Source organism: Microbacterium sp. MPR-TSA4, from assembly GCF_058792815.1.
The window spans coordinates 1-15,094 of the sequence record NZ_JBXAFF010000035.1; the positions used below are offsets into that span (position 1 = coordinate 1).

The following is a 15,094-nucleotide window of genomic DNA, read 5'->3' on the forward strand; positions in this document are numbered from 1 at the left end:
CTCAACGACCGGGGGTGAGGTGGGGCGTTTCGACTCGCTGCGCTCGCTCAACGGGCGGGCGGCTGGGGCGTTTCGACTCGCTGCGCTCGCTCAACGACCGGGGGGCTGCGCTCGCTCAACGACCGGGGGCGAGGCGCGCAGCGCCGAGTCGAAACGCGCGCCCGGCTCAGCCGGCGTCGGGAGAGCCCGCTCGAGCGTGGGACCCGCGGAAGTGCGCGATCTTGTCGTCCATGACCGCGATCGCGCTGGAGAGCACGCGACGGCGCTCCTCGAGGGCCGCGCGGCGCTCCTCGAGGAAGGCCACCGGGTCGACCGAGGCGTGGGGGCCGTGGAGGAGATCGGCGAACGTGCGCAGATCGTCGATGCCGAGCCCGGCATCCTTCATGCACGTGACGACCCCGATCCAGGCGAGATCGTTGTCGCTGAACACCCGATGGTTGCGGCGATCGCGCGTGAGCGGGCCGATGATCCCCTCGTCCTCGTAGTAGCGGAGGGTGTCGGCCGAGAGGCCGCTCGCCGCGACGGCCTCGCCCATCGTGAGCATCGTGGTCATTGCGCATCCCTTCCGTCGAGCACGGCGCGCGCCTCGGCATCCAGCTGCAATGCGAGCGCGTCCATCGCCTCATCCAACTGTGCGATGTCGGACACGCCGACGACGGGCGTGACGGCCGGCGTGCCGCCGATCAGCCACGCGAGCACCACCTGGTTGCGCGTGGCGTCCAGGCGCCGGGCGACGCGGTCCAGCGCGGCCAGGCGCCGGTCGGTGTCGGGATGCCGGTAGGCGTGCGGCAGCCGGTCGGTGCGCGCGTACGCCCCCGACAGCAGCGTCGTGTAGGCCCACATGCCGAGTCCCTCCGAGGCGACGTAGTCGAGGGACTCGGGGGTCGCGACCACGTGGCCCGGCGGCAGCGGTGCGAACGGCATCGGCTGGAGGTAGCTGTGCCGCAGTTGGAGGGCATCGTAGGAGGCCAGTCCGCGCGTGCGGGCGAGGGAGCGGGCGCGTTCGACGCGCCAGGTCGCGTGGTTCGACGCGCCGAGTCGACGCACCCGGCCCTCGGCGACGAGCGACCCGAGCGCCTCGACCTGCTCTTCGAGGGGAACCGCGCGGTCCTCGCTGTGCGCCCAGAGCAGGTCGATGACGTCCACGCCGAGACGGGCCATCGACGGCGCGACCGCCTCCTCGACGGCGCGCGGGCCGAGACCCTCCATCGGGGAGGCCCACGTGCCGGGCACCGTCGGGTTCGCGCCGATCTTGGTCGAGATCGCCACCTCGTCGCGTACGCCCGGATGCCGGCGGAGCCAGTCGCCGATGACGGTCTCGCTCGCGCCGCCGGTGCCGCTCGGCGACTCCCAGAACGCGTAGTTGTCGGCGGTGTCGAGCCAGCGTCCGCCGCGTGCCACGTAGTGATCGAGCAGTGCATACGAGCGTTCGGCATCCTGTCGCGTGCCGAACCAGATCGTGCCCAGAGCCAGTTCCTTGCGGTGAGTGGTGTCCATGGCTCCACAGCCCACCACCTGGAGCGCGCTCCAGGTCAAAACCGGGATCGGTACTCAGTCTTGCGGAGTACCGGTACTCATGCTTACTATGTACCGGTACTCGTTGTTGATGAGTACCGACTGAGGAGGATCCATGGGACGCCAATCCACCGAGATGCTCAAGGGCGTGCTCGAGGGCATCGTGCTGGCGATTCTCGGCCGTCGTCCGGCGTACGGCTACGAGATCACCGCCTGGCTGCGCGAGCAGGGGTTCGCGGAGATCGCCGAGGGAACGGTGTACGCGCTCCTCGTGCGCATCGAGCAACGCGGTCTCGTCGACGTCGAGAAGGTGCCGTCGGAGAAGGGGCCGCCCCGCAAGGTCTACACGCTGAACGCGCAGGGCGCGGACCAGCTCGAAGAGTTCTGGGGAACGTGGAGCTTCCTCGCCGACCGACTCGATCAGCTCCACGCCGAAGACGACCAGAAGGAGAACTGAGATGTCGTGGATCGAGAAGCTCACCGGATCGCTCGAGCAGAAGAAGCAGTACAAGAACGCCGTCGCGCGGATGGATGCCTTGCCCGCGCCGTACCGCGACGCGGCGAAGGCCTATCAGCGGTACTTCATGTACTCCGCGGGATTCCTCGACGGCGACACGCTCGTGACCCTGTTCGCGGACTTCGTCGACCTCTGGGAGCGCGCGGCGGCCGACGCCACCCCGCTGCGCGACATCGTCGGCGCGGATCCCGTCGAGTTCGGCGAGGACTTCGTCCGTGCCTACGCGGGCCGGCAGTGGATCGACAAGGAGCGCACGCGGCTGGTCGAGGCGATCGAGCGGGCCGAACGGGAACGCTCATGAACGCCACCACCACGCCGCCCGCCCCCGCGCCCGCGATCCGGGTCGCCGGCATCGAGAAGTCGTTCGGAGACCTGGAGGTGCTCCGCGGCGTCGACCTCGAGGTGCCGCGGGGCATCATCGTGGCCCTGCTGGGCTCGAACGGGGCCGGCAAGACGACCCTCGTGCGGATCCTGGCGACGCTGCTGCGACCCGATCGCGGGCTCGCGACGGTCGACGGGCACGATGTGGTCATCGACGGGGATGCCGTGCGGCGCGCCATCAGCCTGACCGGCCAGTTCGCCGCCGTCGACGAGGTGCTGACGGGGCGGGAGAACCTCCTGCTCGTCGCCCGGCTGCGGCACGTGGCTGCACCGGTCGACGTCGTCGACGGCCTGCTCGCGCGGTTCTCGCTGACGGATGCCGCGTCGCGCCCGGCCGGCACGTACTCCGGCGGCATGCGGCGTCGACTCGACATCGCGATGAGCCTCGTCGGAGATCCGTCCGTCGTCTTCCTCGACGAGCCGACGACGGGCCTCGACCCCCAGGCGCGCGCGGAGGTGTGGAGCACCGTCCGTGCGCTCGCCGACGGCGGGACGACCGTGCTGCTGACGACCCAGTATCTCGACGAGGCCGAGCAGCTGGCCGACCGCATCGCCATCCTGCATCGCGGCCGCATCCTGGTCGAGGGCACGCTCGCGGAGCTGAAGCGCCTGCTGCCCCCGGCGACGGTGGAGTACGTCGAGAAGCAGCCCACGCTCGAGGAGATCTTCCTCGCCCTCACCGGCGCGGCCGATCCCGACACCGACACCGATCCCGACACCGATCCCCACACCGACACCGAGAGGCGCGCATCATGAGCACCGCACTCCTGGACACCCGCATCCTCACCGGGCGCTCGCTGCGCCACATCCTGCGCAGCCCCGACACGATCATCACGACGGCCGTGACGCCCGTCGCACTCCTGCTGCTGTTCGTCTACGTGTTCGGCGGGGCCATCGACACCGGGTCGGGTCCGTACATCGACTACATGCTCCCCGGCATCCTGCTCATCACGATCGCCTCGGGCATCGCGTACACCGCGTACCGTCTCTTCCTCGATCTGCAGGGCGGCATCCTCGAGCGGTTCCAGTCCATGCCGATCGCCCGGTCGAGTGTGCTGTGGGCGCACGTGCTCACGTCGTTGGCGGCGAACACCGCCTCGCTGGTCATCGTGGTCGCCGTCGCGCTGGCCATGGGCTTTCGCACGGGGGCCGGCGTGCTCGGCTGGCTCGCGGTGATCGGCATCCTGCTGCTGTTCACGACGGCGCTGACCTGGGTGGCGGTGATCGCGGGGTTGACGGCCAAGACCGTGGATGGCGCGAGCGCCTTCAGCTATCCGCTGATCTTCCTCCCGTTCCTCAGCTCCGCCTTCGTGCCCACCGACTCCATGCCGGCTCCGGTCGCCTGGTTCGCGGAGAACCAGCCGGTGACGCCGATCGTCGAGACGATCCGTGCCCTGTTCGCGGGCGCGCCGGTCTCGGGTCAGATCTGGGTGGCCCTGGGCTGGGTGCTCGGCATCCTCGTCGCGGCCTTCGTCGCCGCCTCGGCGATCTACCGCCGCCGGACGACCTGACGCGAGGCGCCGTCGCGCGGGAGGCCCACCCGGCCGTGTACTTTAGGTAAGGCAATCCTTATCCGAAGTCGGCTCCGGCCGTCGTCCCGTCAGGAGCTCCCGTGCGCCCTGCCCCGTCTGCGCGTTCCGTCGCGATCGCCCTGCTCGCGATCGTCGCGGCGGTCTCGCCCGCCGCCCCCGCCGCTGCGACGGGAGAGACCGATCCCGCCGACTGCACGGTGACGGCCGCGTCGCTGACCTGGGGGTTCAAGGAGTCGTTCCGCTCCTACATCTCCGGCTCGATCGCCCGCGGTGGGTGGGAGACGGTCGATGGCGCGACGTACACCACGCCGGCCTTCCACTGGTCCGCCGGCACCGGCACCGTCGCCCCGGACGGCACCGTCGGCGCGGTCTCCTTCCCCGGCGGCATCCGGTTCACGGGGCACGACGGGCTGCTCGACACGACCGTCGCCCACCCCACGCTCGCGCTGTCGGCGGGTGGGGCCCGACTGCTCCTCGACGTCGCGGGCGTCTCGATGGAGAACGCGATGGCTGGCGACGGCACCGTCGACACGGTCACCCAGACGCCGTTCGTCACGGTCGACGCGGCCGCCATCGAGTACGTGCGCGCCGGCGACGTCGTCACGTTCTCCGCGACGGATGCCGCGACCGCCGTGACGGAGGAGGGCTTCGCCGCCTTCGGCAGCTATCCGGCCGGAACGGCGTTCGACCCGCTCACGTTCTCGGTCACGGCGCAGTGCCCGGCATCCACCCCGACCGCCGGGGTCGCGCCCGCCGCCCCCGCGGAATCCGGGACGGACGACGCCGCACTCGCCGCGAGCCCTGAGCCCTCGGCGCCGGTCGGGGCGATCGCCGGGGCGGCCGCCGCCGTCGTCGCGGTCGCGGCGGCCGCGCTGCTCCTCGTCCGCCGGCGCCGGAACCGCGCCGGCGCGGAAGGGGAGGGCTCGTGATCCTCCGCCGCGTCGCGGCGACGGCGCTGAGCCTCGTCGTCGTGCTCCTGGCCGGCTGCTCCGCCGCGGCGGCGCCCGCCGAGCCCACGGCATCCGCTCCGCGCGTCGCGTTGTCGGAGGTCAGCCCGCTCGCCGACCCCAAGGCGTACGTCGGCCCCTCGACCGCGACGCTCGACGACGCCGCGATCGAGCCCGTCCTCGCCGCGCCGTCGTCGCACCTGCCGGTTACCGTGACCTCCCACGACCTGTCGGGCGATGTGGAGGTCACCGTCACCGACGCCTCCCGGGTCATCGCCATGGACCTCTCCGGTTCCCTCGCGGCGACCGTCGCGGGGCTCGGCTTCGCCGACCGGCTGGTCGGCCGCGACATCTCGACCACCTTCGCGGGCGTGAGCGACCTGCCCGTGATCACCTCCGGCGGCCACTCCGTCAACGCCGAGGCGATCATCGGGCTCGCGCCGACGCTCGTCATCACGGACGGGAGCATCGGTCCGGCCGACGTCGTCCAGCAGTTGCGCGACGTCGGCATCACGGTGGTGTTCGTCGAGCGCTCGTCCTCGTTCGCGGGTGCCGCCGCGCAGGCGCGCGCCGTCGCCGCGATCTTCGGTGCCGCCGACGCCGGAGACCTGCTGGCCGGCCGCATCGAGGGCGAGCTGCAGACCGTCACCGCGCAGATCTCCCGGATCGCGCCCGCCGCCGAGTCCGACCGGCTGCGCATGGTCTTCCTCTATCTGCGCGGGACGTCGGGCATCTACTACCTGTTCGGCAGCGAGTCCGGCGCCGACGACCTCATCGGCGCCCTCGGCGGCATCGACGTCGCCGGTCAGCTGGGCTGGCGCGGCATGCAGCCGATGACCGACGAGGCGATGGTCGCCGCCGACCCCGACCTGATCCTCGTCATGACCGCCGGCATCGCGTCGGTCGGCGGCATCGACGGGCTGCTCGCCGAGAAGCCCGCGATCGCGCTCACCTCCGCGGGTCAGCACCGACGCTTCGTCGACATGGCGGACGGGCAGATCCTCTCGTTCGGCCCGCGGTCGGCGGAGGTGCTGGATGCGCTCGCGCGGGCGGTCTATGCGCCCGACGGCGCGTCGGATGCCGCGTCGCCGGCCGTGCCGACGGAGCAGGGCCCGTGACCTCCGTCGCCCCTGCCCCCTCGCCCGGTCCGTCGCGCGGCGCGGCGACGCGGGTGCCGCCGCGTCCACGCCGTCGGGGCCGTGCGGGCGCCGTCTTCGCGGTGACGGCGGCCCTGCTCCTGGTCGGGGTCGTCCTCTCGGCGGGCATCGGTCAGTTGCCCATCGGCCCGGCGGAGGTCGTCGGCTCCCTGCTGCGCTCCCTCGGCATCCCGAACGCCTGGGCGCCGTCGGCGCCGTTGATCGAGCAGACGCTGTGGCAGATCCGCTTCCCCCGCGTGGTCATGTCGGTGCTGGTGGGGGCGTTGCTGGCGCTCGCCGGCGCCGTCATGCAGGCCATCTTCGCCAACCCTCTGGCCGAGCCCGGTGTCGTCGGGGTGTCGTCGGGCGCCGCCGTCGGGGCCGCCGCCGCGATCACGCTCGGCCTCACCTCCCTCGGTGGCTGGACGACCGCCGTGTTCGCCTTCGTCGGAGGGCTGGCGGCGACCCTCGTCGTGTACGCGACGGCCCGGTCGCAGGGCCGCACCGAATCGGTCACGCTGATCCTCACCGGCATCGCGGTCAACGCCTTCACGGGAGCCGCGCTCGCCGTGCTGATGTTCGCGGGCGACACGGCGTCTCGCGAGCAGATCGTGTTCTGGCAGCTGGGCTCGATGAACGGCTCCCGGTGGACCGAGGTGGGGCTCGTCGCCCTGGTCGGGGTGGCCGCGGCATCCGCCACGGTCGGTCTCGCCCGCCGGCTCGACCTGCTGGCCCTCGGCGACCGCACGGCGGCGCACCTGGGGGTGCGGGTCGAACGGCTGCGCGTGATCGCGATCGTGCTGGTCGCCCTGCTCACGGGCGTCGCCGTGGCCTTCGTGGGCATCATCGCGTTCGTGGGGCTGGTGGTGCCGCACGTGATGCGGATGCTGCTGGGCCCCTCGAACCGCACGCTGCTTCCCGCCTCGCTGCTCGGCGGGGCGGTCGTGCTCGTCTCTGCCGACCTCCTCGCCCGCACGGTGATCCCGTCGGCCGACCTCCCCATCGGCGTGCTGACCTCACTGGTCGGCGGACCGTTCTTCTACGTGCTCATCCGCCGCACCCGTCGCCGCGCCGGAGGCTGGGCGTGAGCGGGCTCGCGTATGTGCTCCGCGACGTGTCCTACCGGGTCGGCTCGCCCGGGGGAGGCGCCGAGATCCTCGCGGGCGTCACCCTCGACATCGCGTACGGGCGGGTTCTGGCCCTCGTCGGTCCCAACGGTGCGGGGAAGTCGACTCTCCTGAGCGTGCTGACCGGGGATGCCGCGCCCTCCGCCGGCACGGTGGAGCTCGACGGGCGTCCGCTCGCCCAGTGGCGCGCGCGGGAGCTCGCACGCGCCCGGTCGGTCCTCCTGCAGTCGCATCAGGTCGCGTTCTCGTTCACGGCGGCCGACGTCGTGGAGATGGGTCGAGCGCCCTGGATCAACACGGCGCGGGCCGACGACGACGATCGCCTCATCGCCGAGGCGCTGACGCGGGCGGACGTGTCCCACCTGCGCGAGCGGGAGTTCCCGTCGCTGTCGGGCGGCGAGAAGGCGCGGGTGTCGCTGGCCCGCGTGCTGGCGCAGGACACGCCCATCGTGCTGCTCGACGAGCCCACGGCCGCCCTCGACCTCCGCCACCAGGAGGACGTGCTGCGGATCGCCCGGGAGCTGGCGGCGGAGGGGCGCGCGGTGGTCGTGGTGCTCCACGACCTGTCGCTCGCCGGCGCCTACGCCGACGAGATCGCGGTCATCGATCGCGGCCGACTCGTCGCGCACGGCGAACCCGCGGAGGTCTTGGTGGAGGAGCGGATCGCCGAGGTCTACGGCATCCCCGTGCGCGTGCTGGCCGACCCCGACACGGGCCGGCCGATCATCCTCCCCCGGCGCGGTTCATACCGGTGAATGGAATGAATAAGGATAGGCTAAGCTAACTCCAAGCTGGGCGTTTGCCCTACGTCATCCGCTTCCTTTCGCCACACTCCTGGAGGTTCTCCCGTGCACAGAACAAGGAGGCCGTCGCTGAGACGCGCCCTCGCGAGCGGGCTGGCCGCCGTGCTCGTCGTCGCCGGTGCGCTCGTCGGCGTCGCCGCGCCCGCGCAGGCCGCATCCGATCCCGCGCTGACGGCGACCGTCGGCGTCACTCCCGGCGTCGGCATCGACATCGCGGTCGCGGGCACCGGGTTCCAGAGCGTGCAGGCGCTGCCGGGTCAGACGGCACCGCACGTCTACCTCGCGCTGGTGACGCGCGACGGCTACGACGTCGACCAGGCCAGCACTCCGAACACGGATGCCGTCGTGGATGCCGGCGGAAGCGTCGCCGGAACCCTCACGCAGACCGCCGCGAAGCTGGATCGCGCGACGTCGTACGACGTGATCGCGTGGCCGTCGCGCTCGTTCCCGTCGGCGTCGAACCTGCTCGCGCGCACCGCGGTCACCATCGACTGGGAGGCGCTGTTCCCGCCCACCGCGACCACGACGACCCTCACCGTGTCGCCGAGCGGGTCCGCCGTGTCGGGCACGAGCGTGGCGCTGACCGCGACCGTCACGCCCGCGGCATCCGGCGCCGTGGAGTTCTTCGACGGCTCCGTGTCGCTGGGCTCCGTCGCCGTCGCGGCCGGCTCGGCGCAGGTGAGCACCTCGGCGCTGAGCGTCGGCGGGCACTCGCTGACGGCCGTGTTCACCCCGGCCGATGCCGCCACCAGCGGCTCGACGTCGGATGCCGTCGCCTACGACATCACCGCGGTCGTCGAGCCCGAGAAGCCGGCGCCCGCCGTCTCGGTGTTCCTCGCCGACGGCGTCACCGCGTATACGGGTCAGGCGCTGTACGACGGCGACACCGTCGTCGTGAAGGGCCGTGGTTTCGTGCCGGACGCGCCGGCGACCGACGGAACGCGTCCGCCTCTCGCGGGCGCCTTCGGCGGCGCGTACGTGGGCTTCGGCTTCTACGCCGGCGACGCCTGGACCTCGGCCGGCCGCAGCACCGAGTACACCCGGTGGGCGGTGTCGGAGGGTGATGTCGCCAAGATCGGCGGCGCGGCGGCGGGTGCCGTCGCCATCGCGGCGGACGGCACCTTCGCCACGACGCTGAGCGTCGTGCGCAGCGCGACGGCGCCCGACGGCGCCCGCTTCGGCGTGCGCACGTGGGCCGCCGGCGGCGCGGTCTACGCGCCCTTCTCGACGTTCACCGTCGTCGACGCGGCCGGCTCCGTGCCGGAGCCCGCCCCGACCCCGACGGTCACCGTGTCGAAGACGGCGGATCTCGACCCGAGCGGCGAGACGGTGACGGTCACCGGCACCGGCTTCCTCCCCCACTCGCCCGACACCGACGGCACCCGGCCGCCGCTGCAGGGCTCGTTCACCGGCGCCTACGTCGTGTTCGGCTCCTTCGCCGCCGACTGGCGACCGAGCACCGGCGCGACCTCCTCCGCGCGCAAGGGCTTCGACACGAAGTGGGGCCTGCTCGCCGCCGACGTGGCGAAGGTCGGGGGCGCCGCGGCCGGCGCGATCGAGATCGCCGCCGACGGCAGCTTCTCGACCACGCTGCACGTCTCGAAGGCCGACGGCGCGCTCGCGAACGGCACGTGGGGCGTGTACACCTACGCGGCCGGCGGTGCGACGTACGCGCCGTTCGAGACCGCCACGCCGATCTCGTTCGCGGCCGAGGTGCCCCCGGCCGATGGCCCGAAGGTCACCGTGACCCCGGCATCCGAACTGGACCCCGCCGTCGAGAACGTCCTGACCGTCTCGGGCACCGGCTTCACCGGACCCGGCGCGGCGAACGGCGTGTACGTGCTGTTCGGCGAGAGTTCGCTGTGGTCGGGGCAGTCCGCGCTCCCCGCCGGCGGGTGGATCGCGCAGGCCTGGGTCCCGACGATCCTCGACGGCGCGTTCACCACGACGCTGACGATCCCGGCCGGCACCCTCGAGCCGGGCACGAGCTACCAGGTCGCGACGTCCGCGGCGCACGGGCTGTCGCTGACGGACCGCAGCCTCGACAACTTCACGGCGGTGACGGTGGCGACGCCGACCACCACGACGCCCACCGTGTTCCTGAGCGCACCCAGCGTCGTCCAGGGCGGATCGCTCACGGTGCGCGGCAGCGGCTTCCCCGCCGGGGTCGCCGTCACCGTCGAGGTGCACTCCGACGTGGTCACCCTGGGCACCACGACCGTCGGCGACGGCGGCCTCTTCTCGGTCACCGGCGTCATCCCGGCCACCCTGCCCGCGGGCGCGCACACGGTCGTCGTCCGTGCGGGCGACATCACCGCGCAGCAGCCGATCACGATCGAGGCCGCATCGGCATCCCCCGCGCCCGAGGCGGTCGCCGCACCGGTCGCGGTCTGCACGGCGCGGGCGGTCGACGGGGCCACCCTCACGTGGGGTGTGAAGCAGAGCTTCGTGTCGTACGTGAACGGCCCGATCGCGAAGGGCTCCGCGTCGATCGCGTGGCGCAGCGGATCGGGGGCGTTCAACACCGAGGAGGGCATCGGCCGGGTGTCCTTCGGCGGAGCGGCGAGCTTCACCGGACACGGGGGCCTGCTCGACCTGACGATCTCCAACCCCGTGATCCAGGTCACCGGCGCGCGCACTGCGACCCTCAGCGCCTACGTGCAGTCGAAGGGATACGGCGGCAGCCCGTCGGTCGACGGCCGCGTCGTGCTCGCGAACCTGACGCTCCCGGCGGCGACGACCCGCGGCGGCGCGATCGCGTGGACGGATGCCGCGGCCACCCTGACGGCGGCCGGTGCGGAGGCCTTCGGCGGCTTCTACGCGGCGGGCGAGAGCCTCGACCCGGTGTCGTTCACCTTCCCGCTGGGTGCGGACGTGCCGTGCGACACGGCGACGTCGGGAGCACTCGCGGCCACGGGCGGAACGATGCCGGGCGGAACCGTCTGGGTGGGGCTCGGAATGCTCCTGCTCGGTGCGGGCCTGGTGGCGATCCGCCGCAGGACGATGGCCGACCGCACGGTCTGAGCGCTCGACCCCGCAGCGCCCCCCCTGGCTTCGGCGGGGCGCTGCGGCGCTTCGGCGCTTGGGTGCTGCGGGCGCCCGCGGCTGCGGCCGCGGCCTTGCGCGGCCCCCGGTCGTTGAGCGAGGCTCGCAGAGCCGAGTCGAAACGTCCGCAACCCGAAACCACACGTAAGGACACCCCGTGGCACAAGAAGTGCTCACCGACCTCAACAAGGTCCGCAACATCGGCATCATGGCGCACATCGATGCCGGCAAGACGACGACGACCGAGCGCATCCTGTTCTACACGGGTGTCAACCACAAGCTGGGCGAGACCCACGACGGCGCCTCGACCACCGACTGGATGGAGCAGGAGAAGGAGCGCGGCATCACGATCACGTCGGCCGCCGTCACCTGCTTCTGGAACAAGCACCAGATCAACATCATCGACACCCCGGGCCACGTGGACTTCACGGTCGAGGTGGAGCGCTCGCTCCGCGTCCTCGACGGCGCGGTCGCCGTCTTCGACGGCAAGGAGGGCGTCGAGCCCCAGTCCGAGACCGTCTGGCGGCAGGCCGACAAGTACGACGTGCCCCGCATCTGCTTCGTCAACAAGATGGACAAGCTGGGCGCCGACTTCTACTTCACCGTCGACACCATCGTGAACCGCCTCGGTGCCAAGCCGCTCGTGCTGCAGCTGCCGATCGGTGCCGAGAACGACTTCGTCGGCGTCATCGACCTCGTCGAGATGCGTGCCCTGGTGTGGCCCGGCGACGCCAAGGGTGATGTCACCATGGGCGCCAAGTACGAGGTCCAGGAGATCCCGGCCGACCTGGCCGACCGCGCGGCCGAGTACCGCGAGAAGCTGCTCGAGACGGTCGCCGAGACCGACGAGGCGCTGCTCGAGAAGTACTTCGGCGGCGAGGAGCTCACGCTCGCCGAGATCAAGGGCGCGATCCGCAAGCTCACCGTCGGCGGCGAGCTGTACCCCGTGCTCTGCGGCTCGGCGTTCAAGAACCGCGGCGTCCAGCCGATGCTGGACGCGGTCGTCGACTACCTGCCGTCGCCCCTGGACGTGCCCGCCATCGAGGCGCACGACCCCAAGGACGAGGAGAAGGTCATCGAGCGTCACCCCGACGCCAACGACCCGTTCGCCGCGCTCGCGTTCAAGGTGGCGGTGCACCCGTTCTTCGGTCGCCTCACCTACATCCGCGTGTACTCCGGTCACCTCGACTCCGGCGCCCAGGTCATCAACTCGACCAAGGGCAAGAAGGAGCGCATCGGGAAGATCTTCCAGATGCACGCCAACAAGGAGAACCCGGTCGACTCGGTCACCGCGGGCAACATCTACGCCGTGATCGGCCTCAAGGACACCACCACCGGTGACACCCTGGCCGACCCCGCCGAGCCCGTCGTCCTCGAGTCGATGACCTTCCCCGAGCCCGTCATCGAGGTCGCCATCGAGCCGAAGACCAAGGCCGACCAGGAGAAGCTGGGCACCGCGATCCAGAAGCTGGCCGAAGAGGACCCGACCTTCCGCACCGAGCTCAACCCCGAGACCGGTCAGACGGTCATCAAGGGCATGGGCGAGCTGCACCTCGACATCCTCGTGGACCGCATGAAGCGCGAGTTCAAGGTCGAGGCCAACGTCGGCAAGCCCCAGGTGGCCTACCGCGAGACGATCAAGAAGGCCGTCGAGCGCCACGACTACACCCACAAGAAGCAGACCGGTGGGTCGGGTCAGTTCGCGAAGATCCAGTTCGCGCTTGAGCCCCTCGAGGTCACGGCCGACAAGACGTACGAGTTCGAGAACAAGGTCACCGGTGGCCGTATCCCGCGCGAGTACATCGAGCCGACCAACCAGGGCTTCCAGGACGCGATGAACGTCGGCGTGCTCGCCGGCTACCCCATCGTGGGCGTCAAGGCGATCCTGCTCGACGGTGCATCGCACGACGTCGACTCGTCCGAGATGGCGTTCAAGATCGCCGGTTCGATGGGCTTCAAGGAGGCCGTCCGCAAGGCCGCCCCCGCCATCCTCGAGCCGCTGATGGCCGTCGAGGTGCGCACGCCCGAGGAGTACATGGGCGACGTCATCGGCGACCTGAACTCGCGTCGTGGCCAGATCCAGTCGATGGAGGACGGCTCGGGCATCAAGATCGTCCGCGCGCTCGTCCCGCTGTCGGAGATGTTCGGCTACATCGGCGACCTGCGCTCGAAGACCTCGGGCCGGGCCGTGTACTCGATGGAGTTCGACTCGTACGCCGAGGTCCCCAAGGCCGTCGCCGACGAGATCGTCCAGAAGAACAAGGGCGAGTAACGCTCTGGATGCCGTGCGCAGGGCCGTCTGCGCAGACGGCCCCGCGCACAGCATCCGCACAAACTGAATACAGACCCAGTCGTCTAGACTGACACCCATCCCCGTAGAGCACCGGTCGCAATCCAGCGCCCGGAACCTCTACACGAATGTCCTGAGGAGGACCCAGTGGCCAAGGCCAAGTTCGAGCGGACCAAGCCGCACGTCAACATCGGAACGATCGGTCACGTCGACCACGGCAAGACCACGCTCACCGCTGCCATCTCGAAGGTGCTCGCCGACAAGTACCCGTCGGCGACCAACGTGCAGCGTGACTTCGCGTCGATCGACTCGGCTCCCGAAGAGCGTCAGCGTGGTATCACGATCAACATCTCGCACGTCGAGTACGAGACCCCGAAGCGCCACTACGCGCACGTCGACGCGCCCGGCCACGCCGACTACATCAAGAACATGATCACCGGTGCCGCTCAGATGGACGGCGCGATCCTCGTGGTCGCCGCCACCGACGGCCCGATGGCGCAGACGCGTGAGCACGTCCTGCTCGCCAAGCAGGTCGGCGTGCCCTACCTGCTCGTCGCGCTCAACAAGAGCGACATGGTCGACGACGAGGAGATCCTGGAGCTCGTCGAGCTCGAGGTCCGTGAGCTCCTCAGCTCGCAGGACTTCGACGGCGACAACGCCCCCGTCGTGCGCGTCTCGGGCCTGAAGGCTCTCGAGGGCGACGAGAAGTGGGTCGAGTCGATCGTCGAGCTGATGAACGCCGTCGACGAGTCCATCCCGGACCCGGTGCGCGACAAGGACAAGCCGTTCCTCATGCCCATCGAGGACGTCTTCACGATCACCGGCCGTGGCACGGTCGTCACGGGCCGCGCCGAGCGTGGCACGCTGGCGATCAACTCCGAGGTCGAGATCGTCGGCATCCGCCCGACGCAGAAGACGATCGTCACCGGTATCGAGATGTTCCACAAGCAGCTCGACGAGGCCTGGGCCGGCGAGAACTGTGGTCTGCTCCTGCGCGGCACCAAGCGTGACGACGTCGAGCGTGGTCAGGTCGTCGTCAAGCCGGGTTCGGTCACGCCGCACACCGACTTCGAGGGCACCGCGTACATCCTCTCCAAGGAGGAGGGTGGCCGTCACAACCCGTTCTTCACGAACTACCGCCCGCAGTTCTACTTCCGCACCACCGACGTCACCGGCGTCATCACGCTGCCCGAGGGCACCGAGATGGTCATGCCCGGCGACACCACGGAGATGTCGGTCGAGCTGATCCAGCCGATCGCCATGGAAGAGGGCCTCGGCTTCGCGATCCGTGAGGGTGGCCGCACCGTCGGTGCCGGTACCGTCACCAAGATCCTGAAGTAAGCACTTCGCACCGACGACGCCTCCGGGAGCCTCGCGCTCCCGGAGGCGTCGTCGTTTCCGGGGGTCCGCCCCCTATTGCTCGACGTCGTCTGCGGCCAGAATGGCAGCGAGCGCGCCCGCGCCGCATCGATCGACGAAGAGGGGACGGCCATGGGGCTGGATGACATCGTGAATCAGGGGAAGCAGTTCCTCGAGCAGAACAAGGACAAGATCGACGAGGTGATCCACTCCGACAAGGCGGAGGAGGTCAGCGACAGCGTCCTCGACGCCGCGGCCGACTTCGTCAAGAAGGTCGCCCCGGACCAGTTCGACGCGAAGGTCGACGAGGTGCGCGACCAGGTCGACGGCGCCATCGGCAACTGAGTTCGAGAAGGGTCGGATGCCACGGCATCCGACCCTTCGTCGTGCCGTGTCGAAAACGAGATCAAAACCGACTTGACGCCGGGACCCGGACCGCTTA

At 70.8% G+C, this 15,094-nt stretch carries 14 protein-coding genes; 12 read left to right on the forward strand and 2 right to left on the reverse strand.

Annotated elements, in window-relative coordinates; translation table 11 throughout:
- Positions 1 to 166 precede the first annotated feature (166 nt).
- The gene (locus AC1Q49_RS12575; protein WP_492492522.1) at positions 167 to 553 is read right to left on the reverse strand and encodes a MerR family transcriptional regulator; all 387 of its coding nucleotides are present in this window, start codon (positions 551 to 553) and stop codon (positions 167 to 169) included.
- Positions 550 to 1,497, reverse strand: coding sequence for an aldo/keto reductase (locus AC1Q49_RS12580; protein WP_492492525.1), 948 nt, complete (start codon positions 1,495 to 1,497; stop codon positions 550 to 552). Before AC1Q49_RS12580 ends, AC1Q49_RS12575 begins: the two co-directional genes overlap by 4 nt.
- Before the next feature lie 133 nt (positions 1,498 to 1,630).
- On the opposite strand from AC1Q49_RS12580, the gene AC1Q49_RS12585 reads away from it, so the two are divergent.
- The 12 genes from AC1Q49_RS12585 (at position 1,631) to AC1Q49_RS12640 (ending at position 14,997) form a co-directional block, all read left to right on the forward strand.
- Complete coding sequence (locus tag AC1Q49_RS12585; protein ID WP_060959096.1) at positions 1,631 to 1,972, forward strand: PadR family transcriptional regulator; 342 nt, start codon at positions 1,631 to 1,633, stop codon at positions 1,970 to 1,972.
- A 1-nt stretch (position 1,973) separates the two neighbouring features.
- Entirely contained in the window at positions 1,974 to 2,333 is a 360-nt protein-coding gene (locus AC1Q49_RS12590; protein WP_492492527.1) for a DUF1048 domain-containing protein, read from the forward strand.
- Positions 2,330 to 3,169, forward strand: coding sequence for an ABC transporter ATP-binding protein (locus AC1Q49_RS12595; RefSeq protein WP_492492529.1), 840 nt, complete (start codon positions 2,330 to 2,332; stop codon positions 3,167 to 3,169). Before AC1Q49_RS12590 ends, AC1Q49_RS12595 begins: the two co-directional genes overlap by 4 nt.
- A complete protein-coding gene (locus tag AC1Q49_RS12600; protein WP_082734107.1) occupies positions 3,166 to 3,924 on the forward strand; it encodes an ABC transporter permease in 759 nt (252 codons plus the stop codon). Before AC1Q49_RS12595 ends, AC1Q49_RS12600 begins: the two co-directional genes overlap by 4 nt.
- Before the next feature lie 101 nt (positions 3,925 to 4,025).
- Positions 4,026 to 4,874 carry an HtaA domain-containing protein gene (locus AC1Q49_RS12605; protein WP_492492532.1) on the forward strand — a complete coding sequence of 283 codons (849 nt, stop codon included), beginning with the start codon at positions 4,026 to 4,028 and terminating at the stop codon, positions 4,872 to 4,874.
- Entirely contained in the window at positions 4,871 to 6,010 is a 1,140-nt protein-coding gene (locus AC1Q49_RS12610; protein WP_492492534.1) for a heme/hemin ABC transporter substrate-binding protein, read from the forward strand. Before AC1Q49_RS12605 ends, AC1Q49_RS12610 begins: the two co-directional genes overlap by 4 nt.
- A 53-nt stretch (positions 6,011 to 6,063) precedes the next feature.
- Positions 6,064 to 7,116: a FecCD family ABC transporter permease gene (locus AC1Q49_RS12615; RefSeq protein WP_492492559.1), complete on the forward strand. Its 1,053-nt coding sequence runs from the start codon at positions 6,064 to 6,066 to the stop codon at positions 7,114 to 7,116.
- The gene (locus tag AC1Q49_RS12620) at positions 7,113 to 7,910 is read left to right on the forward strand and encodes a heme ABC transporter ATP-binding protein (protein ID WP_492492536.1); all 798 of its coding nucleotides are present in this window, start codon (positions 7,113 to 7,115) and stop codon (positions 7,908 to 7,910) included. The genes AC1Q49_RS12615 and AC1Q49_RS12620 overlap by 4 nt, the downstream gene beginning before the upstream one ends.
- Before the next feature lie 93 nt (positions 7,911 to 8,003).
- Complete coding sequence (locus AC1Q49_RS12625; protein WP_492492538.1) at positions 8,004 to 10,982, forward strand: HtaA domain-containing protein; 2,979 nt, start codon at positions 8,004 to 8,006, stop codon at positions 10,980 to 10,982.
- Positions 10,983 to 11,160: 178 nt separating this feature from the next.
- On the forward strand, positions 11,161 to 13,275 hold the full coding sequence (gene fusA, locus AC1Q49_RS12630; RefSeq protein ID WP_060960248.1) for an elongation factor G: 2,115 nt from the start codon (positions 11,161 to 11,163) through the stop codon (positions 13,273 to 13,275).
- A 165-nt stretch (positions 13,276 to 13,440) separates the two neighbouring features.
- The gene (gene tuf / locus AC1Q49_RS12635) at positions 13,441 to 14,634 is read left to right on the forward strand and encodes an elongation factor Tu (protein WP_060960249.1); all 1,194 of its coding nucleotides are present in this window, start codon (positions 13,441 to 13,443) and stop codon (positions 14,632 to 14,634) included.
- 150 nt (positions 14,635 to 14,784) lie between these two features.
- Positions 14,785 to 14,997 carry an Rv0909 family putative TA system antitoxin gene (locus tag AC1Q49_RS12640; protein WP_060960346.1) on the forward strand — a complete coding sequence of 71 codons (213 nt, stop codon included), beginning with the start codon at positions 14,785 to 14,787 and terminating at the stop codon, positions 14,995 to 14,997.
- Positions 14,998 to 15,094: the final 97 nt, after the last annotated feature.

Bases quoted from the DNA above. Each gene is read 5' to 3' on its own strand.
- AC1Q49_RS12585 (WP_060959096.1), top strand. From the start codon at position 1,631: ATGGGACGCCAATCCACCGAGATGCTCAAGGGCGTGCTCGAGGGCATC.
- AC1Q49_RS12640 (WP_060960346.1), top strand. From the start codon at position 14,785: ATGGGGCTGGATGACATCGTGAATCAGGGGAAGCAGTTCCTCGAGCAG.
- AC1Q49_RS12590 (WP_492492527.1), top strand. From the start codon at position 1,974: ATGTCGTGGATCGAGAAGCTCACCGGATCGCTCGAGCAGAAGAAGCAG.
- AC1Q49_RS12595 (WP_492492529.1), top strand. From the start codon at position 2,330: ATGAACGCCACCACCACGCCGCCCGCCCCCGCGCCCGCGATCCGGGTC.
- AC1Q49_RS12575 (WP_492492522.1), bottom strand. From the start codon at position 553: ATGACCACGATGCTCACGATGGGCGAGGCCGTCGCGGCGAGCGGCCTC.
- AC1Q49_RS12580 (WP_492492525.1), bottom strand. From the start codon at position 1,497: ATGGACACCACTCACCGCAAGGAACTGGCTCTGGGCACGATCTGGTTC.
- AC1Q49_RS12600 (WP_082734107.1), top strand. From the start codon at position 3,166: ATGAGCACCGCACTCCTGGACACCCGCATCCTCACCGGGCGCTCGCTG.